This is a genomic window from Nocardia sp. NPDC051052, from assembly GCF_044456045.1.
Lineage (GTDB): Bacteria > Actinomycetota > Actinomycetes > Mycobacteriales > Mycobacteriaceae > Nocardia.
In genome coordinates, this window is the sequence record NZ_JBITFL010000004.1 from 380,790 (window position 1) to 402,538 (window position 21,749).

Sequence of the window (21,749 nt, forward strand, 5' to 3'; positions counted from 1 at the left end):
CCGGTGCGCGTCGCGCATGCCGGAGCCGAGCGTGAGTGCGGTGCGGAAATGAGCACCGCGACCGAACCGAGCGACTTCATCGTCGCGGAGCAGCAGCGCGTCGCCGCCGCGATGCCGTTCGCCGACACCGCCGATCTCGCGGACGCCGACCGCGGGTTCATCGCCGCGCTGGAGCCCGGCGTGGTGACCGCGGCTGACGGAACCGTGGTGTGGGACAACGACTCCTACGACTTCCTTGGCGAATCCTGTCCCGCCTCGGTCAATCCCAGCCTGTGGCGGCAGGCCGGACTGGTCATCAAGCAGGGGTTGTTCGAGGTCGCCGAGGGGATTTATCAGATTCGCGGGCTCGACCTGTCCAACATGACGCTGGTCGAGGGCAAAACCGGTGTGCTGGTGATCGATCCGTTGATTTCCGCCGAGACCGCCGCCGCCGGGCTCGCGCTTTATCGGGCGCATCGCGGCGATCGTCCGGTGGCCGGTCTCATCTACACCCATTCGCACGTCGATCATTTCGGCGGCGCGATGGGGGTCACCACCACCGAAGACGTTGCGGCAGGGCGTTGTCCGGTGCTCGCCCCGGCCGGCTTTCTGGAACATGCTGTGGCCGAGAACGTTTACGCGGGCACCGCGATGGCCCGCCGAGCGGGCTATATGTACGGCGCGGTGCTGCCGCGCGGACCGCTCGGTGCGGTAGGCGCGGGGCTCGGGCAGACCACCTCGGTCGGCACGGTGACCCTGATCCCGCCGACCGTCGACATCACCGCGACCGGGCAGGAGGAGACGGTCGACGGCATCAGGATCGTCTTCCAGATCACCCCCGGCACTGAAGCTCCCGCCGAGATGAACTTCTACTTCCCGGACCATCGGGCCCTGTGCATGGCCGAAAACGCCACGCACACACTGCACAACCTGCTAACCCTGCGCGGGGCGCTGGTGCGTGACCCGCACGTCTGGGCGAAGTACCTGACCGAGGCGATCAACCTGTACGCGCGCCGCTCCGACGTGGTGTTCGCCTCCCACCACTGGCCCACCTGGGGCACCGATCGGCTGGTGGAATTCCTTGCGCTGCAACGCGATCTATACGGATACCTGAACGACCAGACCTTGCGCCTGCTGAACCAGGGTTACGTCGGTGCCGAGATCGCCGAAATGATCACGCTGCCCTCGGCGGTCGAGGACAGCTGGCACACGCACGGGTACTACGGGTCGGTCAGCCACAACGTCAAGGCGATCTACCAGCGGTACATGGGCTGGTTCGACGGCAACCCCGCGCATCTGTGGGAGCATCCACCGGTCGAATCCGCCATCCGGCACGTGGAGTTCATGGGCGGCGCCGAGGAGGTGCTGCGCAAGGCGCGGGTCTCCTACGCCGCGGGCGACTATCGGTGGGTCGCCCAGGTGGTCAACTACGTGATCTACGCCGATCCCGCCAACGACGCCGCGAAAGCGTTGCAGGCCAGCACGTTCGAGCAACTCGGCTACGGCGCGGAGAACGCGACCTGGCGCAACTTCTATCTCAGCGGCGCCTACGAACTGCGCTACGGCTCGTTCGGCACGCCGACGAAGGCCAACGCGCCGACCATGCTTGCCGCGCTGACCGTGGAGCAGATCTTCGACGCCATGGCGCTGCGGGTGGACGGCCCGAAGGCGTGGAACCAGCGGGTCGTCGTGGATTGGCAGATCGGCGATGAAGAGCGGGTGCACCGGCTCGAGCTCCGCAACGGGCGATTGACCCATTACGACCGGCCGGACGGGGTGTCGCTGCCGGAGCCCGACGCGGTTTTCACGCTGAGCAAGTCGACGCTCATCCGAGTACTGCTGGTCGGCGACGATTTCGGGGTCGCGGCCGCCGCGGGGGACATCCTGATCGAGGGCGACGTCACCAAGCTGGCTGAGCTCGTCGGCGTATTCGACGCGCCGGACCCGGATTTCACCATCGTCACGCCGCGCGGAACGGTCGGCTAGCCGGCCCGCCTAAATCCGTTCGACTCGGAAACCGACTCTCTTTACGGTGGTGATCATGTCAACCGAACCGTCGACCGATCGGCTGCCCCTGCGTGGGCGCCTGCGTGCCGCGCTGTCCGTCGCCATGAAAGCGCGTGACCGTCAGGCCATCACCGCCCTGCGGTCCACCCTGGGCGCCATCGACAATGCGGAGGCCGTGGACGTCGGCGACCATCAGGCGGGCTCGCTGGAGAGCAGCGCGGTCGGCCTTGGCGTCGCCGAGGTCGCACGCCGCGAGCTGACCGAAGGTGACATCGAACAGATCGTGCGCGCCGAGATCGCCGAACGCCACACCGTCGCCGACGAATACGACGGCCTCGGGCGCTCGGAGCACGCCGAAGACCTACGCGCTCAGGCCAAAGCGCTGGCCGACCTGCTCTAGGCCCTTCGCCCACCGCACCTGTCGAATCACACCGAGGTGGGCAGGGCTTTGATGTACCGCCCGGCGATGAAGCGCTGGATGAGCCGAACCACCGGACCGCCGAGCCGGGTGTACCAAGTCCCCGGCCGAGAGAACGCGGTCACGACGCCGTACACCGACTCATCGGCCGGGTCGTATTCCACCGCGAACAGCTCCTCACCGATCTCCGGATGCCCCGGCAGGGTGCCGTAGGCGAACCCACGCTCATCCGGCGCGGCAAGCACGTACACCACCCGGCACGGCGCGATGATCGCCAACGGCCCGACGCCGAGCCGCACCGTCAGCCGGGTACCCGGCTCGGCCTGCACCGTCGACGCGTCATGAAAGACGCCCGTGCCCTTCTGCATCCGATAGTCCAGAATCGCCGCACCGGCATGCTCGAACAACGCGCGCCCGTGCCCGATCCGCCGCCGCAGCCGAAACCGGTGATATCCCTCCGGTAACTCGCTACTGGTGGCACCGACTTCCGAATAGGTGAACGGCGGATCACTGGGCTCCATGCTCTGATCTTGACCCTCCGCCGACACCGTTGGGAAGCATTCGGCAGCGTCTGTTCGGACACGCCGCGCGCCTCGCGCGGGCCACCCTCGTCTTGGTGTGTCTGTGTACGGCGCGGGGCGTTGGCCAGGGGAACTCAGGGCGGCGCAACCGGCTTCAGGCGTAGGGGAGTCAGGTGGAGCAGGCCGAGTGGGTCCAAATACTCACGTCGCCGTCGTCCACCACCTTCGCTGCGCAGTCCCCAGTGCAGACACGTCCCGCACCCTTCGTGCCCGGCTTCCAAGGTGCCGATCCGAGTACCCCGCTCGACCCGACGCCCGACTGAAACTTCGGCACGCACCGGCTCATACGTGGTCCGCAGACCACCCGGATGATCGATCGACACCACCGGCTTATCGGCCACCGTCCCGGCGAACACCACGATCCCGTCGCCGGCCGCCAGCACCGCCTGCCCCGGCGCACCGGCCAGATCGACCCCGCGATGCCCCGGCAGCCAGTCCTGCGCAGGCTTGTCGAACCGCCGCAGCACGATCGGCCGAGGCTGTAGCGGCCAGCCGAACGGCCCCACGGGCCCGGCTGTAGCGACCGGTTCCGCACCGGTCAGCAGGGCCAGCACGAGTCCGATGAGTACCGCGGTGCGGCGTGCACGGTTGCTTGGCAGCACGGGAGATCACTTGCTCGGCAACGCCAACGGGGCAGGCGAGACGAGCCCGCAGAACTCGGAATCACTCGGCGACATGAAAAACGGTGCGGGACCGACGTATTCGCAGAACTCGGGATCGAGCGGCGATATCGCGAACGGATCGAGGCCGCAGTCCGCGGCATTCGGTGACTCGACCAAACCCGAGGGACCGAAGGGCGCGCACAATCGCGGAACGCTCGGCGGCGCCGGGACCCGCACACCGTCCGTCACCCGCAGCGGCGCCGGACGCACCAGCCCGCAGAACGAACCCGTGCACGCCCCGAGCACGGGTTCGTTCCGCGGCGGCCCGCCGATAAAGGCCGCCGTATTCGGGCCTGCTCCTTCCCTCGGTTCAGCCGCAACAGGCGGCGCCGTCAACACGGCGAGCACAAAGAAAAGCGGTATGACCAGCGTGGTCATCGAGGAAATCGGAGTGGAAGGCATGCCACAAAGCCTCATCCGCCCCGCCCGATCGCGGTACCCCAACTACCCCGATTGTGGACAACTTTCTCGACTGTGGATATCTCCCGTTCCACCTGCCGCGACGCACTCCCGCACCTCCCCTGACAGGCCGATTTAGCGGCTGGACTCCTAAGACGTAGACTGGTTGAGCGGTCTGTGCCTGCATGGACCGACTTCGCGCGCCACCCGTGCTTGTTCGCAGCGGCGCTGTTCGGATCGACTCAGCAAAATCGGTTCGTAGCGGCGCCTGTGCGGAGCAGGGAATCGTCGGCTGGTCCCACCCTCGCGGTTCGGGTCCGACGGTTCGGAGGCGCCAGGGCAGCGAATCACCGATTCGCTGCGTCAACCGGCAACGAAAGAGAGATACGAGAGCTATGGCTGTCGTAACAATGAAGCAGCTGCTTGACAGCGGCGCGCACTTCGGACACCAGACACGGCGCTGGAACCCGAAGATGAAGCGGTTCATCTTCACCGACCGCAACGGCATCTACATCATCGACCTGCAGCAGACGCTGACCTACATCGACAAGGCCTACGAGTTCGTCAAGGAGACTGTCGCCCACGGTGGCACCGTTCTCTTCGTCGGCACCAAGAAGCAGGCCCAGGAGTCGATCGCGGCCGAGGCGACTCGCGTCGGGATGCCCTACGTCAACCAGCGCTGGCTGGGTGGCATGCTCACCAACTTCTCCACCGTGCACAAGCGCCTCCAGCGCCTCAAGGAGCTCGAGGCCATGGAGCAGACCGGTGGTTTCGAAGGTCGCACCAAGAAGGAAATCCTCATGCTCACGCGTGAGATGAACAAGCTGGAGCGCACCCTCGGTGGTATCCGCGACATGGCCAAGGTGCCCTCGGCCATCTGGGTCGTCGACACCAACAAGGAGCACATCGCCGTCGGCGAGGCGCGCAAGCTGAACATCCCGGTCATCGCGATCCTGGATACCAACTGCGACCCCGACCTGGTCGACTACCCGATCCCGGGTAACGACGACGCGATCCGTTCCGCCGCACTGCTGACCAAGGTCGTCGCCTCCGCGGTGGCCGAGGGCGTGCAGGCGCGGGCCGGCCTGTCCTCCGGCGACGACAAGCCGGAAGCCGGCGCGGGCGAGCCGTTGGCCGAGTGGGAGCAGGAGCTGCTCGCTTCCGCCGCACCCGCCGCCGACGCGCCTGCTGCTGAGGCGCCTGCCGCCGAGGCCCCCGTCGAGACTGCCGCTGAGGCCGCCCCGGCCGAGGCTGCCGTCGAGGCTCCGGTGGAGACCCCGGCCGAGGCCTGAGTCTCGTAACCCGCTGTTCCAGCGGTGATCATGATCGCGTGCGATCGTGATCACCGCTGCCCAGTATTTCCAGAACTTTCTCCGAAGGAGGCTCGCCCCCGATGGCGAACTACACCGCTGCCGACGTGAAGCGGCTCCGGGAGCTCACCGGCTCCGGGATGATGGATTGTAAGAACGCGCTGGTCGAGACCGAGGGTGATTTCGACAAGGCCGTCGAGCTGCTGCGCATCAAGGGCGCGAAGGACGTCGGCAAGCGTGCCGAGCGGACCACCGCCGAGGGCCTGGTCATCGCCAAGGGCGGCGTCATGGTCGAAATCAACTCCGAGACCGACTTCGTCGCCAAGAACGCGGAGTTCCAGGAGCTGGCCGACAAGATCGTGACCGCGGCCGCGGCCTCGAAGCCGGCCGACCTGGACGCGCTGAAGGCAGTCGACCTCGGCGGCCAGACCGCGGACGAGGCAGTGCAGGCGCTCGCCGCCAAGATCGGCGAGAAGCTCGAGCTGCGCCGGGTGATCTCGCTCGACGGCCCGGTCGCCGCTTACCTGCACAAGCGCGCCTCTGATCTGCCGCCCGCTGTCGGCGTGCTGATCGAGTACACCGGTGACGGCGACGCGGCGGCCGACGCCGCGCGTGCCGCCGCCATGCAGGTTGCCGCGCTCAAGGCGAAGTACGTGACCCGCGACGAGGTTCCGGCCGACATCGTGGAGAACGAGCGCCGCATCGCCGAGCAGACCGCGCGCGAAGAGGGCAAGCCCGAGGCCGCGCTGCCGAAGATCACCGAGGGCCGCGTCAACGGCTTCTTCAAGGACGTCGTGCTGCTCGAGCAGTCGTCGGTCACCGATTCGAAGAAGACCGTCAAGGCCCTGCTGGACGAGGCCGGGGTCACCGTGACCCGCTTCGCCCGCTTCGAGGTCGGCGCCAACTGATCGCGACCCGCGACCGTCCCGGCCGACGCCGGGACGCACCCGCGGGACCGGGTCTAGCCGCACTCACAGCACCATAGCGAGTAGACCCCCTGTCGACCGATTTGCCGGTTGACGGGGGGTCTTCTTATGCCGCTGAACACACATAGGGCAGGATAGGGGCCGCTCCGTGTTGAGGAGCCTTTCCGAGCTGCCGAATTCTTTGACGCACTTTGCCTGCCGAGAACAACGTTGACCGCCGAAGGAGAAGAACACCCATGACGGACCCGGGGATCGATCGCCCAGGATATCGCCGGGTGCTTCTCAAACTAGGTGGCGAGATGTTCGGCGGCGGCCGCGTCGGGCTCGACCCGGACGTGGTGGAGGCGGTCGCCGAGCAGATCGCCGAGGTCGTCGCGACCGGTGTGCAGGTCGCCGTGGTGATCGGCGGCGGCAACTTCTTCCGCGGCGCCGAGCTGGAGGAGCGCGGCATGGAACGCGCCCGCTCGGACTACATGGGCATGCTCGGTACCGTGATGAACAGCCTTGCGCTGCAAGACTTCCTGGAGAAGCAGGGGATCGAGACCCGGGTGCAGACCGCGATCACCATGGGTCAGGTCGCCGAGCCCTACCTGCCGCTGCGCGCCAAGCGTCACCTGGAGAAGGGCCGCGTGGTCATCTTCGGCGCGGGCATGGGCATGCCGTACTTCTCCACCGATACCACGGCCGCCCAGCGTGCCCTGGAGATCGGCGCCGAGGTGGTGCTGATGGCCAAGGCGGTCGACGGGGTGTTCACCGCCGATCCCAAGGTCGACGAAGACGCCACCATGTACTCCGAGATCACCCACAAAGAGGTCATCGAGAAGGGGCTCAAGGTCGCCGACGCGACGGCCTTCAGCCTCTGTATGGACAACCAGATGCCGATGCTGGTGTTCAATTTGTTGACCAAGGGCAATATCGCCCGAGCGGTCGCCGGTGAGAAGATCGGCACATTGGTTCGGTCCTGACCCCGCGACCCGCGGATCATGACGATGACGACGCTGTGGAGGAAACGGTCGTGATTGAAGAAGCGCTCTTCGACGCCGAGGAGAAGATGGAAAAGGCTGTCACGGTAGCGAAGGACGATCTCGCGGGCATCCGCACCGGACGCGCGAACCCGGGGATGTTCAGTCGGATCGTCGTCGACTATTACGGATCGCCTACCCCGATCACCCAGGTGTCCAGCATCACGGTGCCGGAGCCACGCATGGTTGTGATCAAGCCGTACGAGCAGGCGCAGCTCGGCCCGATCGAAACCGCGATCCGCAACTCCGATCTCGGTGTCAACCCCACCAACAACGGTGACATCATTCGCATTTCGGTGCCGCAGCTGACCGAGGAGCGTCGCCGCGAGCTGGCGAAGCAGGCCAAGGGCAAGGGGGAGGACGCCAAGGTGTCTATCCGCAATGTCCGCCGCAAAGCCATGGACGAACTGTCGCGCATCCAGAAGGATGGCGAGGCGGGTGAGGACGAGGTCGGGCGTGCCGAGAAGGACCTCGACAAGACCACCGCCAAGTATGTGGGCCAGATCGACGAACTGGTCAAACACAAAGAAGCTGAACTGCTCGAGGTCTGACGCTGACGGCGGCGCGCCGCCGATCGACGCAGCAGGCCGCCCGGGCGGGGGACGAACGGAACGACGAGTTGAGCGACGGGACAATCGTGGCCGAGAACGCCGCCGCGACCGGTGCGGCTGAGGAGCCGAGGCCGGTGAACGGCACAGCTGATACGAGGCAAGAGCACGTGCCCGATGCGGGAGCATCGAGTTACGAGCCCTTAGCCTCGGCTGCGGCGACCGGTCACGACGCTCCGGCCGCCGATGGTGCCGCGGCCGACGCGTCGTGGGCGGCGGATGCCGCGCTTACCGGGCCGACTTTGCCTGCCGTCTCGGCCGCCGAGCACGACCCGGAGGCACACGGTCCGAACGCGGTGCTCGCCGCGTCCCCACCGTCCGGTTCACGTGCGGGCCGGAACCTGCCCGCGGCGCTCGCCGTCGGATTCGGCCTCGGGCTCTCGCTCATCGCGATCCTGCTGTTCGTGCCGAAGGTGTTCATCGGTGTGGTCGGCGTCGCGGTGGGTGTCGCCACCTGGGAAGTCGCCAAACGTCTTCGTGAGGCCGATGTTCTGGTACCGCGGATCCCGCTCATCGTCGGCGGCCAGGCCGTGTTCTGGCTCGGCTGGCCATACGGTGCCAGCGGTGTCGCTGGTGCCTTCGCGGCCACCGCGCTGACCTGCATGGTGTGGCGCCTTTTCGACCACGGATTGCAAACCGCGCCGCGAAACTTCCTGCGCGACACCGCCATTGCCATCTTCACCCTGGCCTGGATCCCGCTGCTCGCCTCGTTCGCGACGCTGCTGCTGCTCGAGCCGGACGGCAACCTGCGGGTCCTGACCTTCATGATCCTGGTCGTCTGCTCCGACGTCGGCGGCTATGTCGCCGGGGTGCTGTTCGGCAGGCATCCGATGGTGCCGTCGATCAGCCCGAAGAAGTCCTGGGAAGGTTTCGGCGGCTCCCTGGTCTTCAGCGTCATCGGCGGCCTGCTCACCGTGACCCTGCTGCTGGATGCCAACTCGATGATCGGCGTCGTCCTCGGCGTCGGCCTCGTCCTCGTAGCCACCTGCGGCGACCTGATCGAATCCCAGATCAAGCGAGAACTCGGCATCAAGGACATGGGCACTCTGCTGCCCGGCCACGGCGGCATCATGGACCGCCTCGACTCCATGCTCCCGTCCGCCTTCGTCTCCTGGCTGGTCCTCAGCACCCTGCTCTGACCTGGCACTATAAATTCTTGCCAGCCTGTCGACAAAAATTCATACTCGCAGGATGTCCGATACCCGACCGTCGCGCGCCGAGATCGCAGTGCTGTCGTTGCTACTCGGCAGCCCTGCTCCCCAGCGTCAGGTCGGCATCGCGGACGCCACCGGCGTGACGCAGGCGCGGGTCTCGCAAATTCTGTCCGCCGCCGATGCACTCGGCTGGACGGAACGGGGCACCGACGGCTGGCGGGTCCGACGGCCGCGCGAGCTGTGCGAACGGCTTGTCGCCACCCGCCCGCCCAAGGTGGAGGCGGTCGAATCCTGGTACAGCCTCGACAGCATGCCGCGACAGATCGAGGTGGCGTTGGAACACGCCGCCGCGCAGCGAGTTTCGCTCCATGTCTGCGGCGACTGGGCGGCGGACCGGGTCGCGCCGTGGCGTATCCCGGACATCGTCTACCTGCATGCCGACGCGCGTTTGGAGCTGGAAGCCGCCGGTTTCGTCCCGGTCGACACGGGCCCCGCCGATGCGACCGTCGTGGTAACCGTCGGAAAACTCGCGCCAGGACTACGCCTCGACCCAGCCATCGCCACGGCGATGGGTGGTCCCGCTGCCCAAGCGTGGCCGCTCGCACCTATTACCGAGATAGCCAGGCACGTCCTCGCCGACGACCGGCCCGACGCCGCTGAAGCCGTGGCCGAGCTCGAACAGCGGTTCCTTCTCGCCCGCGACGAGCTTGTCGCGTGATCGAGCTGGCGATCGACAGCAGTTCGCGGGCCGAGGATGGTGCCTATCTTGCGCTGGCCGACGCCGCGGCGGCCGCACTGGATTCGTGGGCGGTGGTCGGTGGGCACATGGTCAACCTTCATGTGCTGCGCAGCGGCGTCTCGATTCCGTTGCGCGCCACCAGGGACGCCGATCTCGCAGTAGAGCTGCTCACGATTCGTGACGGCGTCTTGCTGGATCGATCGCGCGGCATATCAAGGCTTTCGCCTACGCGCAGCGGCTCACGCCGCGTGACGCCGAAGACATCGGGCGGCTGCTGGAATGCGGGTATGCGGATCGCGCGTCCTGGCCCCACGGAACCACTTTCGCCGATGCCCGGAACTGTTGCGGGAGCACTTCGACAGGCCAGGACACGCGCTACGGAAGTGGACCGGGAACCCAGCGCGCATCCGTGCGCTGGTTCGGGCACTGGCTGCTCCACCGCGCGGTTGACGACGCGGCTTGTCTGCTACGCCGAACCTGCCGAAAACTACTTCTTCGCGGCTCGGCGGAGCTGAAGAATGCGGACGCCGCCGACCAGCGCCATCACCAGCGCGCCGCCGATCACCGACAGCAGCACAGCGACACCGAGCGGCAGCGAGAAGTGCCAGAAGAACAGGCCGACCTGGACCTGGTCGAGGTTTTGCAGGATGAAAACCAATAGCACGATCAGGATCAGCGCGCCTGCGATCAGACCGATCCAGGTGTTACCGGTGCGCGAGGACAGCGACTGGCGACGCTTGGCGGCCGGCATCGCCGGTGGTGCGGTGGTGGCGGGCGGCGCACCGGCCGGGGGAGTCGTGGTCATCGGCTCGTCCGGGAAGGCCGGGTCGCGATCCGGCAGGTGTTCAGCATTGGTGGACATATCCCGATCATTGCCCACTGCTATGACAGTTACACGTATTTCCTCGCAACGAACTGGTCATGTCGGAGGCCCGGCATACGGGCGAGTGTGCGGCCTATTCGCCCAGATGGGAGAATGGACGAACTATGACCGTCTCCCTGCCCCTCGTTTTCGATGCTCCGCGCCGTGGCATGCCGCCTCGGCATCTCGCCGACCTCGACGCCGAGGGCAGGCGGGCGGCCATCGAGGAGCTCGGACTGCCGAAGTTCCGCGCCGACCAGATCGCCCGCCAGTACTACGGCAGGCTGCAAGCCGACCCGGAACAGATGACGGACCTGCCGGCGCCGGTGCGCGAAAAGATCGGCGAGGCACTGTTCCCGCCGCTGATGTCGGTCGTCAAGCACGTCGCCTGCGATGCGGGCGAGACGCGAAAAACGTTGTGGCGCGCGGGCGACGGCACCCTGCTGGAGAGCGTGCTCATGCGCTACCCCGACCGCGCCACCCTCTGCATCTCCAGCCAAGCCGGCTGCGGCATGGCCTGCCCGTTCTGCGCGACCGGCCAGGGCGGCCTGAACCGCAACCTGTCCACCGCCGAAATCGTCGACCAGGTCCGCGCCGCCGCAGCCGCAATGCGCGACGGCGAGGTCGCCGGGGGGCCGGGCCGCCTGTCCAACATCGTCTTCATGGGCATGGGCGAACCCCTTGCCAACTATAAGCGGGTAGTCGCCGCGGTCCGCCGCATCACTTCTCCGTCACCTGACGGCTTCGGCATTTCCCAGCGCAACGTCGTCGTCTCCACCGTCGGCCTCGCGCCCGCGATCCGCAAACTCGCCGATGAAGACCTCTCGGTCACCCTCGCCGTCTCCCTGCACACTCCCGATGACGAACTCCGCGACACGTTGGTCCCGGTCAACAACCGCTGGCCGATCTCCGAGGTCCTCGACGCCGCCCGCTACTACGCCGACAAGTCCGGCCGCCGAGTCTCGATCGAATACGCGCTGATCCGCGACATCAACGACCAGCCGTGGCGCGCGGACATGCTCGGGCAGAAACTCCACAAGGCACTGGGCTCGCGGGTGCACGTCAACGTGATCCCGTTGAACCCGACCCCGGGCAGCAAATGGGACGCCAGCCCGAAACCCGTTGAGGCCGAGTTCGTTCGGCGCGTCAACGCCCAAGGCGTTCCCTGCACCGTCCGTGACACCCGCGGCCAGGAAATCGCCGCCGCTTGCGGTCAGTTAGCTGCCGAAGGCTAAGGTCTCCCGGCCAGTAGGTGTTCTTGGTCAGTTCGATCGCCAGGGGCATTTTTACGAGGGCGCCAGCAACGCCAAATCGGACTGCCCTGCGCTGTTGGCTGTGGTGCAAGTGATTCGAATGCTCGGGGAGGGGCACGCCGACCGAGGTCCTACTGCCGGTGAGGGGGTGACTGGCATCGTTAGGAGTACAGTCCTTAGGGATGTACTCCTAACAGTCGATGGGTGTGAAGCGCATGGTGAAGCCGGAGCATTTGTTCGACCGGGCTGTCGAGTGGGACGGCCTGGTGTCGTTTGCGTCGCGGTCGGCTCAGACTGCGCAGCTCGGTATCGTGAGTGGTCGTAGGCGGATGGGGAAGACGTATTTACTCCGCGCGTTGGTCGAGCAGTCCGGCGGATTTTATTTTGGAGCGACGACCGCTACCGGCGCGGAGTCGTTGCGGCAGTTCGGCGCTGCGGTTGCCGAGTTCACCGGAGCCGAGGTACCTATCTCGTTCAGCAACTGGGATGACGCGATGGCCTATCTGTTCGGGTTGGCGGCGCGTGCCCGCGCGAACAACCCGATGCTGGTGGTGATCGACGAGTTCCCGTACCTGGTGAAGGCAGTACCCGAATTGCCATCGCTGGTGCAACGGGAGGTCGACCGGTATCAGACCGAACCGAGTGGAATCCGGATGCTGCTGTGCGGGTCAGCGATGTCGGTGATGGGTGGGCTGCTTGCGAGCAACGCGCCGCTGCGTGGGCGCGCCCAGTTGGAGTTGGTAGTCCGGCCGTTCAGGTATCGCGAGGCTGCGGAGTTTTGGAGTGTAGCTGTCGATCCTGCGCTGGCGGCACGGCTGCATGCGGTACTGGGCGGAACCCCGGCTTATCGGCGGCAGTTTCTGGCCGACGATGTGCCGGCCACTCTCGATGACTTCGATCCGTGGCTGTGTCGCACGGTGCTGTCGCCATTGAGTCCGCTTTTTCGGGAAGCACGTTATCTGCTAGCCGAGGAAGCCGAGATCCGTGACCCAGCGCTGTATCACTCGGTGCTGGCTGCGGTGGCACAGGGAAACAACACTCGCGGTGGAATCGCGGGCTATATCGGCCGCAAGTCGGTGGATATTTCCCATCCGTTGACGGTGCTGGAGGACTGCCACCTGCTGGCCCGCGAACAGGACATATTTCGTGCGGGCAAATCCGTTTACCGCATCACCGAGCCGTTGATCACTTTCTACGAGGCCGTCATGCGTCCAGCGTGGGCACGGCTGGAAAGTGGTCAAGCTCAGCAGGTTTGGGCGCGTTCGAAGGAGCGGTTCGCGGCTCAGGTCGCTGGCCCGCATTTCGAGGCCATGTGCCGGGAGTTCATGCTCGGCGACGGCATCGACATGCTCGGTCCGGATGCGGGATTCGGTGATGTCGGTGGTGGAGTCATCACCGACCCGACTTCTCGCAGCCAGATCCAGCTTGACGTAGCTGTCACACAGGCGGGGGATGGCGGCCACAGGGCGGCGGTGTCGCTGATCGGTGAGGCGAAGTGGGGCGTGACGATGGGCGTCAATCACCTGGATCGTCTAGCTCGGGCGCGAGAGCTGCTGGCAGGTAGTGGTCGGGATGTCTCGAGCTGTCGTCTGGCCTGTTTCAGCGGAGTTGGGTTCAGCGAGGCGCTTCGCATTCGGGCCGCCGAGGACCCCGAAATTCTGCTTGTCGGACTCCCTCAACTCTATGGTCGGCCCTAGTGCGTTCGAGGCACAAGGCGGGACCGAAACCCGTTGAGGCCGAGCTCGATCGGCGTGTTGATGCCCAGGGCGTCCCGCGCACGGAGCGTGACACCCGCGGCCAAAAATCGCCGGTTGCCGTCAGCTGACGGCCCAGGGTTAGGGCGTAGTTCGCCGTCTCTCTGCGTGATCGAATGCCGAACAAGACGAGCTGCGGTTTGAGCACGCGGAAACGGTCGGGGTCGACGGTGGTCAGCGTGCAACTAGACGAGCCAGGTCTTCGGTGGTTCGCCGTACTCGTCGAACTCAGACCAGTCCGATGGCCCGACAATCTGATCCCGAGGGTGACGTGTTCTTGGTGTCGGTTGGTGTGGCGCCGGGGCGGGAGTGTCGGCCCGCCTCGGTTGCGCTGTCGGTGCCAGCGCTGCGGTGCCGGTGGGGATCGGGAACAGGGCGGTCGGCCCCGTTGTTTCCGTCGCGTCGGTCGCCTGTCGAAGCTCCGGATCGAGTGCGTCGGTTCGGGATTCGTACAGCTGCCGGGTAGCGCGTTGAGCCGCATCGGTGATCGTTGTGGCCAAATGTGTTGTCGTAGTGGACCGGAAGGCCTCCGGAGAAATGTCGACCGCGGTGACGGTGCCGACCGGAGTCAATGCGACCCGGACGGTCCGATCGGTCGACGATGCTTCGACTTCGGTAGCGGTCGAAGCTGGAGCGCTCTTCGGCGGTACCGAATTCGGCTCGGCTGCCGACTCGGCGAACGCCCGTCCGGTTGCGATGATCGGCGCGACAATGTGTTTGCGGTGCGGACCCACCTCGTGTGCCGCAGTGTTGATGGCTTCGATGACCGAGTGGCCGAGATAGCGAGGGTTGCTGCGGCGGAACGTTTCCGGGGCAAGGCGGACCGAACGCACTGTGCCCGCGGCGTTTACGGTCACCTCGACGAGTCCGTCCGACGACCGTGCCGTCGCGGAGATCGTCGCCAATTGCCGGCCGATTCCCTCCAGTTCCGCCTGTTTCCGATCAATCTTCGCCAGCATGTCGTCGAAGTTGATTTGTTCCATTCGAACACCCCTGTCTCGCGCTGTCCGGTCGAGCGTAGATGAGATCGCCGTGGCTCGGCGTTCCGCATCGGACAATTCGGATATTGCGGGCATGTTGGCTGGCTGGGAATAGTGCTCGGCGTTCGAACGGTGCGAATGTTCGGTCGGTCGGGTAGCGTGCATCACGTTTGGATTGGGAACCGAAGGGGGCTGTGTGGCAAGCGTTTTGAACGTGCCGCCGACCGAAGACTTCACCGCCTTCAATGGGCTGGTGGCTAGGCAGGGGGAGCATCTGGGGCCAATGGTCGACTGGACCGGTAAAGAATGCTCGGACACCGACGGGCTGGATGGCTTGCTGGCGTTTATCAAGCCGTATGTGCCTGAGGCCGCACATTTCCTCGGCGACAAATTGAGACTGTGTCAGACCGGTATGGGCACGATCAAGGACAAGGTCACCACCGTCGATCGGGAACTTCGTACGGAAGATGAGCGGAATGCTTCCGCGATCCGCGCGCTGTTCCCGGAGGAGCTGAGCGGATTTCCGGATATCTCGACGGTCTCGGGTGGCGCGAACCTCGGTAATTTCTCGGACGAGGCCGTGACGCTGAAGACGCCCGATCCGCCGAAGGAATTCTCGCAAGGAGTTGTCGGGCGTTTGGCGGGGATGAAGTCCGGGCACGAGATGATCATCGCCAACAAGGCGTACAAGATGGTTACCGGAGAAAGCCTGATAGATCAGCTGTTCAAGCCATTGACCGGTGACTGGGACCGGCTCATGTATCTACACGACGCGTACGACACTCTCGGGGATGCGTGCTACACGGTCACCGCGACGCTCCGAAAGGGATCGTGGAAGATCGGTAGCGAGTGGAAAGGCGACACAGCGACCGCATTCGACTCCTACATGTTTCGATGGACCATGGGTCTCGGCGGTGTCGGTGACGCCGCCAAGGAAGTCGCAAAGGCGTGTAAAGACGGATACGACACCATCCTCACGCTCGTGCGCGCCGCAGTCGGCGCGATCGATCAGCTGATCGACTCGGCGATCAAGGCGCTGGCCAAGGAGGCGTTGGAGATGGTCGCGGGGGACGCCGCCATCGAAGTGGTCGGGCTAGGTCCGGAGGACCCCGTTGCGGATGTCGTCGCACTCGGATGGACGGCCTACAAAATGGTGAAGATCTATGAGAAGGTGCGAGCAGTGGTGCGCGGCGTGACCACGATCGTCACGATATTCAACAATATCGAGCAGGCTGCGAAGCAGATTCCGGACGCTATCTCGAAGGTGACAAAATCTGTCGGGAGTTTCATCAATGATGATCAAAGTCTGACGGATTACGTCGAGCAGCGTGGATTCGAATTCGAGAAGAACAGTGGATGGGACCCGATTCTGGGTGCCGCACGTATCGGCATGCTGCCGTCGGCGACGTAGGAATGTGAAATATGCAGAATTTGGCTGAACTCAGTGAATTTTCGGTCGTTCCCACCTATCGAGTTCGGAGCACTACCTTCGATGTCTTTCCGGCCGAGTCGAAGGACGCCGTTGCTCGAATGCGTCGTGACGAATCATTCTTTGGTGCGGAGTTGGAGCCATACGACGTCTTTACCGGGCCAGGTCTCGAAGAGCGAATCGGCTCGGTGAATCTGCGTTTCGCGGTAGACCTCGACGGCAAGCGGGTCGGTGAGGTGACGTCGGAGCGGATCCGCTGGGGGAGCTTGGGGCATGTCCGCGAGTTCCGTCAGGATGATCTGGGCGTCCTGGCCGGTGAGCAGGTCGGCCTCGGCGCGGTGTTCGCCCGCCGCCGCGGCATGAGATTCATCCCGCTGGCGGATATGGCGAATGATGTAGCGCGCGTGCACGTTCGGTACCGCGGTCCCGACAGTGCCGGTTTCGATGTGGTCAAACCCATGGGTATCTCGAAGCGCTGCCACTTCTCGGTGCATGACCCGCGGATCAACCGACTGCTGTTGCTGTCGTGTTTTATCCGCATGGAGATGGAAGAAGGCACCGACGTCCGCCAGTCGGTTGCCGAAGGAGCCAGAGACTGGACTCCTGCCTCCTTCCGCACCCGCGAGGACTCGCGCTACGACCGCATCCGTCGTCGGCGCAAGTCCCAGTAGCGCGAGGCGCGTCCACCTCCCCGCACCCCCGGCGACGAACCCCGCGACATGTTGGTTCCGGTGAGCAACCGTTGGCCGATCTCCGACATCCTCAACGCCGCTCGCTATTACGCAGTCAAGTACGGGCGCCGAGTCCATCGAGTACGCGTTGATCCGTGACGCCAATGATTGGCCGCGGGCATGGGCTGCACAGGGCGTGGGGTTCTCGCGTGCATGTCAACGTCGTTCCGTTGAGCTCGACTGCCGACCGCACATGGGACGCCAGCACGAAACCTGTTGAGGGCGAGTTTGTTCGGCGCGTCTACGTTCAGGGTGCCCCGTGCGCGGGGCAGGGGCACCCTGGGTGTGGAAATCGCGGCTGCTTAAGGATAGTAAGGCGGACTGGGGTCAGTATTCGTTCTTGATGACGAAGTAGGAGCCGCGAATGGTCCCGGCCAGTTTCGACTTCTGCCTCGCGAATTTGAACGAGGCGAGCTCTTCGGGGACTTCCATTCCCTCGGAGAGTTTGAATCCGACGGCCCGTTTCTTGGCGTCTTCGAGGGTGTACATCACGTTGATCGACAGGCCGCTCTCGTAGAAGACGTAGGCGATTCGGATGTTCTCGACCTCAAAGGATGTAGCTTGCAGCGGGCGGGAGGAGATGACGATGGCACGTTCCTCCTGAAGGATCTTGTTTACCCAGTCGATGGTCGCTTTGGCGTCGTCGGCAGGCTCGACTGTGAAGACATGGTCGTACTTGTTCTTGAAGTACCGGGCCTCGTTCGCACGCAAACCAGCGAGCGCCGCGGCGACGGGGGATGATTCCAGACCGGCGGTCGAGACCGTATCGAAGTCCACGGTATAAGGCATGGTGAATTCCTCAGCATGTGTCGTCGACGTTTTGAAGGGGTACGTTCATTTACTTTTGAACAGTGCTTCCGGATTGCAATCCTAGCCGTGGATCTGTCCAGCCCGGCCGATCATGAACGGAAGGGCTGCTCAAGGCGAGTCGGTGGGCCACGCAGCGATTAATGTGCCCCAACTGTTGGACGCGCCCGCGAGCATCCGCTCACGGGCGCATACTCCGATGTATCTGTCTTCAGCGCAACCGACTTCGGCACAACCGTTGTGAACGCCGTACATCGCCTGGCTGTGCTTTTCGAGGATGCAGCGAGGGCGTTTCCGCTTGTCTCGGTGAGACGAAAAGCGTTGGCGTGCAACAACTCCAGCGACGGAACGAACAGATTCTCGGCTCACTGCCGCCACTGGCGCAACCCCAAAACTGGAACCTGTTGCGATTTTTGCTGCATGATCGTCTGCAGCGGGGTCGACCCCCCGCTGCAGAGGGGGGCACCACTGTGCGCGCCCGTGCCGATCGAGACAAGCAGAGGCTCACAGATGACCAACTCGCACAATCCGCCGCCGCGGGTGCAGTTGCCCGACGATTTCTTCCGCCGCGCCTACGAGATCTACCCGAGCTTGCGGGAGGCCGGTGGCGTCCACGAGGTGACCTTTCCCGGCGGGGGTACCGCGATCCTGATCACCGACTACAAGCTGGCTCGTCAGGCGCTGGGTGCGGAGAGCCTGCGGAAGAACCCCGCCGCGACCACCAGTCCCGAGGTCAAGGAGTTTGCTGACCTCACGCTGCCCGCGCTCGCGCTGGCGGAGCGACTGCCGTGGTCGGATCCGCCCGAGCACACCCGTCTGCGGGCGCTGGTGGCCGACGCGTTCACGCCTCGGACCGTGGCCGCGCTCCAGCCACGTGTGCAAGAGATCGCCGAGCAACTGCTCACTGACCTCGCCACCGCCGAGGAGCCGGTCGACCTGCTACCGGCATACGCCACACCGCTGCCGGTGCAGGTGATCTGCGAAATCCTCGGTGTCCCTGCCGGGGATCACCAGCAATTCGGCGAATGGGTGCAGACGATGTTGCTGTCCCAGAGCCCGGGGCAGGAACGTGCTCGAGCAAGCAAGAAGTTCGCCTACTACCTCATCGAGCAGGTGCGTCAGCGCCGACAGCGAGCCGACCTGGTGTCCTGGACATCCGAGGACCCCTTGCCTGCTGATCTGCTGGGCACGTTGATCATTCGCTGCGATGCCGCCGTCGCGGACGACCCCGCTAACGCCGAGCTGCCTCCGGCGGACAGGCTCACCGCGGCCGACCGTGCCATCGCAACGAACACCACCGTGCTGCTGGCTGCCGGATACGAAACCACCCGCGGGCTGATCGCCAACAGCATCATGTTGCTGAGACCTGAGATCCGCGACGAACTCGTCGCCAACCCGGATCGCATCGACACCTATGTCGAGGAGGTACTGCGTATCCTGAGCCCGGGTCCGTTCGCCACTCTGCGATACACCACGGCACCGTTGCCATTGGGGCAGGTGGAGATCCCGCCCGGCCGGGTGGTCATCGTTGGCCTCGGCGCGGCCAACACCGATCCCACGGTTTTCGACGATCCACTGCAGGTGCACTTGGCCGACCGCAGCGGCCCGATCCATCTCGCGTTCGGCCTCGGCATGCACTACTGCATCGGTGCCCGACTGGCTCGGCTCGAAGGGCAGGTGGCGCTGCGGGCGCTGCTGGCGAGCTACCCCGACTTGTGTCTGGCGGCCACCCCCGCCGACCTTCCGTGGGCCGAGTCGATTCTCACCGCGGCGCCGCAGTACTTACCGGTCCGGCTCACTCCTGCTCGGGTTTGAGGGCATGGCGAGCGAAGACCGATCCGCGCCGGCCGCCACCCGACGAAACGCGGTGCCGCCGGTCAGCAGGCCGACGCTGACGGCCGGCCAAGCCGCGGTGCGAGATCGGCTGGCAAAGGCCAGGATCGAAGCCGAGCCTCGGCTCAGCCAGCAAGACCTGGCCGACCTCACCGGCCTGTCGGTCGCGACGATCAAAGCGTACGAGTCGGGCGCCAGGAAGGTGACCCATCGGACGTTGGCGACGGTCGCCGCCGTGCTGAAGCTGCCTGATCTGCACAGTTTGGAAGAGATCCTCGTCCAGGGCATTCAGCTGCAGCACGCGGTACCGGGCGAACGGATCAGCCCGGAACCGCGGGACAAGGCATGGGTGCACAGCATGCCCTTCCCCGCCGCGCTGATGATCCCGGGACTGCTGTGGGTTCTCGAGGCGAATACCGCCTACGAACGGCTCCATCCTGGCATCCGGGCGGGCAGCTCGTTCCTGGAGTGGCTGGTGCTCGACCCCCATTCCAAACACGTGCTCGGCGAAGACTGGTGGCCGGAAACGCATCTCGGTGTCTGGACGGCCACGCAGCTACGGCATCATTTCACCGGCCAGGACGATCTACGGGCGCTCGAAAGGATGTCGAGGGCGCCGGAATTCCAGATCATGTCGACCCGGCCCGCCGCACGTTTCTACGCCGGCCGCGCGAGACTGCACTTGCGCGATCACACCGGTCAGCGGGACTACTACGTCAACGTTCACCGAGACGCCAACCCGCTGCCCCGCACCGGCACACCCGCGCTGCCGCCGGTGCTCTTTCATTCGCTGATCCCCGTCGAGACGCGGTAGCGCCGGCTACTGCCCGGCGGTTCTTCGGAAGCGCTGGGGGTACGGGAAGTGCTACAAGTTGTAGACATTTTTCGTCCGGCGCGCCGAAAGTCGCTGGCCGCGTGCGTGATCGCGCATGAGGAGGCCGCGAGACGGTTGACAAGCGTCGGGCGTGGTCAAAGACTTCACCCATGACGATTGGAAAGCTTTAGGGCACATACCGTTAACGATCCGATCACCTGATCGAATCCGACATCAAGGAGGCGAACAGCCGACGACCGCGATCATTGCGGCGCTCGGCCGCATCTCAGGTTCGGAAACTGCGGACGCGCCCAAACATTCGCATGCCCAGCACCATCTGGGTTCCACTGACGGAATAACCAGGCCGAGAAGAACTTTCAGCAACAGATATTCTTCTTCAGACTCGGTAGCCGGAATCGTCGCACCATACCAGGCCATGCGCGGATAAGACGTTGCCCAGACGGCCCGGGACACGACCTCCGGACGGCACCGCATACCGGAGCATCCGCAGCGTCCAATGGTGCTGTCTACCAAGCCTGTCGGCGACCGCCGCGCATTAGTCGCGGCCACATCGTTCCCGCCGCTGAAGGTGCACTGCCTGGTCCGAGCAAGTACGGTCCCCCATTTCTGGAGGGGAGGGGACCGCACTGAGTGCTGCCCAATCGGTGCACCTTCAGGGGCGAGAACGGCTGGTGCGAAACCAGACTGTGCGCCCGGACCTCGCGGCCTAAGCGGCCAATGCTCCGCCCAGCAGGATTGCGCCGATGATGATCGCGGGCACGCCGAAAACGATGGTGCCGACGATGGCGCCGAGGGCGGCGCCGGGGATGGCGGTCACGATGCAGCCGCCGAGGAAGCCGGGGATGGTGAGTGCGCCGAAGGTGGGGATGGTCGCGGCGCCGCCGACCAGTAGACCGCCGAGCAGACAGCCGAGGGAGGCGCCGACCAGGGTGCCGATGACCGTGCCGAGTGCGGTGCCGATGCCGACGATGGTGGAGAAGTTCGACAACGCCGCGCCGAACGCAGGGGACTGTGGGTCCAAGGCGATGTCGTTCAACTGGTCGGTGGTGCCTGGCGCCGGTGTCGCGCTCGCGAGATCCACGCTAGGTGTCAATGTCGCGGTGTTTCCGTCGATCCGAGCCGCGATCGGCCACCGCTGGTTGTCTCGGTAGTAGCCGAGCGGGAACGCGGCCATCAGGTTGCCGGAGTCGTCGCGGATCTCCAGCCGGTCGTCGGCGGTATCGAGGGAACCCGAGTCGGTGACCAGGGTCATCGAATCGCCGCTTGCCTGTGCCGTGTATTGGATGCCGGCGGGGTCGTTATCGGCCTGTGCCGTGGTCAGCGAACCCGCCACGATGGCTGCCGTACACACCGACACGGCAACGAATTTCGTCGATACATTCATGCGCACACCACCTTCGATTCGGCCTGTTGGCACGGTGGTACCGCGCATCAGATCGGGTTTCGGACATGCTGCCGGG

22 protein-coding genes and 1 pseudogene are annotated in these 21,749 nt (G+C 65.2%); 16 read left to right on the plus strand and 7 right to left on the minus strand.

The genetic code is table 11. The features are described from left to right. Positions 1 to 48 precede the first annotated feature (48 nt). Positions 49 to 1,965, plus strand: coding sequence for an alkyl/aryl-sulfatase (locus ACIBCN_RS15730; RefSeq protein WP_396992238.1), 1,917 nt, complete (start codon positions 49 to 51; stop codon positions 1,963 to 1,965). A 55-nt stretch (positions 1,966 to 2,020) separates the two neighbouring features. Continuing rightward, on the plus strand, positions 2,021 to 2,386 hold the full coding sequence (locus ACIBCN_RS15735; protein WP_396992239.1) for a hypothetical protein: 366 nt from the start codon (positions 2,021 to 2,023) through the stop codon (positions 2,384 to 2,386). A 26-nt stretch (positions 2,387 to 2,412) separates the two neighbouring features. On the opposite strand, the gene ACIBCN_RS15740 is transcribed toward ACIBCN_RS15735, so the two are convergent. From ACIBCN_RS15740 to ACIBCN_RS15750, 3 genes are all read right to left on the minus strand, one after another. Continuing rightward, positions 2,413 to 2,925, minus strand: coding sequence for a DUF1990 family protein (locus ACIBCN_RS15740; protein ID WP_396992240.1), 513 nt, complete (start codon positions 2,923 to 2,925; stop codon positions 2,413 to 2,415). 134 nt (positions 2,926 to 3,059) lie between these two features. Beyond that, positions 3,060 to 3,587, minus strand: a complete 528-nt coding sequence (locus ACIBCN_RS15745; RefSeq protein WP_396992241.1) for a M23 family metallopeptidase — start codon at positions 3,585 to 3,587, stop codon at positions 3,060 to 3,062. Between the two features lie 6 nt (positions 3,588 to 3,593). After that, entirely contained in the window at positions 3,594 to 4,049 is a 456-nt protein-coding gene (locus ACIBCN_RS15750; RefSeq protein WP_396992242.1) for a hypothetical protein, read from the minus strand. 392 nt (positions 4,050 to 4,441) lie between these two features. Here ACIBCN_RS15750 and rpsB point away from each other — a divergent pair, with 392 nt between their 5' ends. The 7 genes from rpsB (at position 4,442) to ACIBCN_RS15785 (ending at position 10,320) form a co-directional block, all read left to right on the plus strand. Further along, on the plus strand, positions 4,442 to 5,338 hold the full coding sequence (gene rpsB / locus ACIBCN_RS15755) for a 30S ribosomal protein S2 (protein ID WP_396992243.1): 897 nt from the start codon (positions 4,442 to 4,444) through the stop codon (positions 5,336 to 5,338). Between the two features lie 101 nt (positions 5,339 to 5,439). Beyond that, a complete protein-coding gene (gene tsf, locus ACIBCN_RS15760; protein ID WP_396992244.1) occupies positions 5,440 to 6,264 on the plus strand; it encodes a translation elongation factor Ts in 825 nt (274 codons plus the stop codon). Positions 6,265 to 6,518: 254 nt separating this feature from the next. Continuing rightward, a complete protein-coding gene (gene pyrH, locus ACIBCN_RS15765) occupies positions 6,519 to 7,247 on the plus strand; it encodes a UMP kinase (RefSeq protein ID WP_396992245.1) in 729 nt (242 codons plus the stop codon). A 50-nt stretch (positions 7,248 to 7,297) separates the two neighbouring features. Next, positions 7,298 to 7,855, plus strand: coding sequence for a ribosome recycling factor (gene frr, locus ACIBCN_RS15770; RefSeq protein WP_396992581.1), 558 nt, complete (start codon positions 7,298 to 7,300; stop codon positions 7,853 to 7,855). Positions 7,856 to 8,208: 353 nt separating this feature from the next. Continuing rightward, a complete protein-coding gene (locus tag ACIBCN_RS15775; protein ID WP_396992582.1) occupies positions 8,209 to 9,051 on the plus strand; it encodes a phosphatidate cytidylyltransferase in 843 nt (280 codons plus the stop codon). A 52-nt stretch (positions 9,052 to 9,103) separates the two neighbouring features. Next, positions 9,104 to 9,784 carry a hypothetical protein gene (locus ACIBCN_RS15780; RefSeq protein WP_396992246.1) on the plus strand — a complete coding sequence of 227 codons (681 nt, stop codon included), beginning with the start codon at positions 9,104 to 9,106 and terminating at the stop codon, positions 9,782 to 9,784. After that, the gene (locus ACIBCN_RS15785; RefSeq protein WP_396992247.1) at positions 9,781 to 10,320 is read left to right on the plus strand and encodes a hypothetical protein; all 540 of its coding nucleotides are present in this window, start codon (positions 9,781 to 9,783) and stop codon (positions 10,318 to 10,320) included. The genes ACIBCN_RS15780 and ACIBCN_RS15785 overlap by 4 nt, the downstream gene beginning before the upstream one ends. Here the strand turns inward: ACIBCN_RS15785 and ACIBCN_RS15790 are convergent. Next, positions 10,293 to 10,667, minus strand: a complete 375-nt coding sequence (locus ACIBCN_RS15790; protein ID WP_396992248.1) for a lipopolysaccharide assembly LapA domain-containing protein — start codon at positions 10,665 to 10,667, stop codon at positions 10,293 to 10,295. The two genes, ACIBCN_RS15785 and ACIBCN_RS15790, sit on opposite strands and share 28 nt — an antisense overlap. A 125-nt stretch (positions 10,668 to 10,792) precedes the next feature. On the opposite strand from ACIBCN_RS15790, the gene rlmN reads away from it, so the two are divergent. Further along, positions 10,793 to 11,902: a 23S rRNA (adenine(2503)-C(2))-methyltransferase RlmN gene (gene rlmN, locus ACIBCN_RS15795; RefSeq protein WP_379284703.1), complete on the plus strand. Its 1,110-nt coding sequence runs from the start codon at positions 10,793 to 10,795 to the stop codon at positions 11,900 to 11,902. Between the two features lie 233 nt (positions 11,903 to 12,135). Continuing rightward, on the plus strand, positions 12,136 to 13,617 hold the full coding sequence (locus tag ACIBCN_RS15800) for an ATP-binding protein (RefSeq protein WP_396992583.1): 1,482 nt from the start codon (positions 12,136 to 12,138) through the stop codon (positions 13,615 to 13,617). A 242-nt stretch (positions 13,618 to 13,859) separates the two neighbouring features. Here the strand turns inward: ACIBCN_RS15800 and ACIBCN_RS15805 are convergent, their stop codons facing one another. Next, positions 13,860 to 14,657 carry a YbaB/EbfC family nucleoid-associated protein gene (locus tag ACIBCN_RS15805; protein ID WP_396992249.1) on the minus strand — a complete coding sequence of 266 codons (798 nt, stop codon included), beginning with the start codon at positions 14,655 to 14,657 and terminating at the stop codon, positions 13,860 to 13,862. A gap of 193 nt (positions 14,658 to 14,850) precedes the next feature. On the opposite strand from ACIBCN_RS15805, the gene ACIBCN_RS15810 reads away from it, so the two are divergent. From ACIBCN_RS15810 to ACIBCN_RS15820, 3 genes and pseudogenes are all read left to right on the plus strand, one after another. Beyond that, complete coding sequence (locus tag ACIBCN_RS15810; RefSeq protein WP_396992250.1) at positions 14,851 to 16,065, plus strand: hypothetical protein; 1,215 nt, start codon at positions 14,851 to 14,853, stop codon at positions 16,063 to 16,065. 11 nt (positions 16,066 to 16,076) lie between these two features. Next, positions 16,077 to 16,754 carry a hypothetical protein gene (locus ACIBCN_RS15815; protein ID WP_396992251.1) on the plus strand — a complete coding sequence of 226 codons (678 nt, stop codon included), beginning with the start codon at positions 16,077 to 16,079 and terminating at the stop codon, positions 16,752 to 16,754. Positions 16,755 to 16,778: 24 nt separating this feature from the next. Beyond that, positions 16,779 to 17,120 (plus strand): annotated as a pseudogene (locus ACIBCN_RS15820) (23S rRNA (adenine(2503)-C(2))-methyltransferase RlmN); the annotation flags it as partial. Between the two features lie 21 nt (positions 17,121 to 17,141). Here ACIBCN_RS15820 and ACIBCN_RS15825 read toward each other — a convergent pair. Continuing rightward, positions 17,142 to 17,603 (minus strand): phage tail protein, encoded by a 462-nt coding sequence (locus ACIBCN_RS15825; RefSeq protein ID WP_396992252.1) that lies wholly within the window; start codon positions 17,601 to 17,603, stop codon positions 17,142 to 17,144. 528 nt (positions 17,604 to 18,131) lie between these two features. On the opposite strand from ACIBCN_RS15825, the gene ACIBCN_RS15830 reads away from it, so the two are divergent. After that, a complete protein-coding gene (locus ACIBCN_RS15830; RefSeq protein ID WP_396992253.1) occupies positions 18,132 to 19,436 on the plus strand; it encodes a cytochrome P450 in 1,305 nt (434 codons plus the stop codon). A gap of 4 nt (positions 19,437 to 19,440) precedes the next feature. Beyond that, a complete protein-coding gene (locus tag ACIBCN_RS15835) occupies positions 19,441 to 20,268 on the plus strand; it encodes a helix-turn-helix domain-containing protein (RefSeq protein ID WP_396992254.1) in 828 nt (275 codons plus the stop codon). A gap of 727 nt (positions 20,269 to 20,995) precedes the next feature. On the opposite strand, the gene ACIBCN_RS15840 is transcribed toward ACIBCN_RS15835, so the two are convergent. After that, positions 20,996 to 21,673, minus strand: coding sequence for a hypothetical protein (locus ACIBCN_RS15840; RefSeq protein WP_396992255.1), 678 nt, complete (start codon positions 21,671 to 21,673; stop codon positions 20,996 to 20,998). Positions 21,674 to 21,749 lie beyond the last annotated feature (76 nt).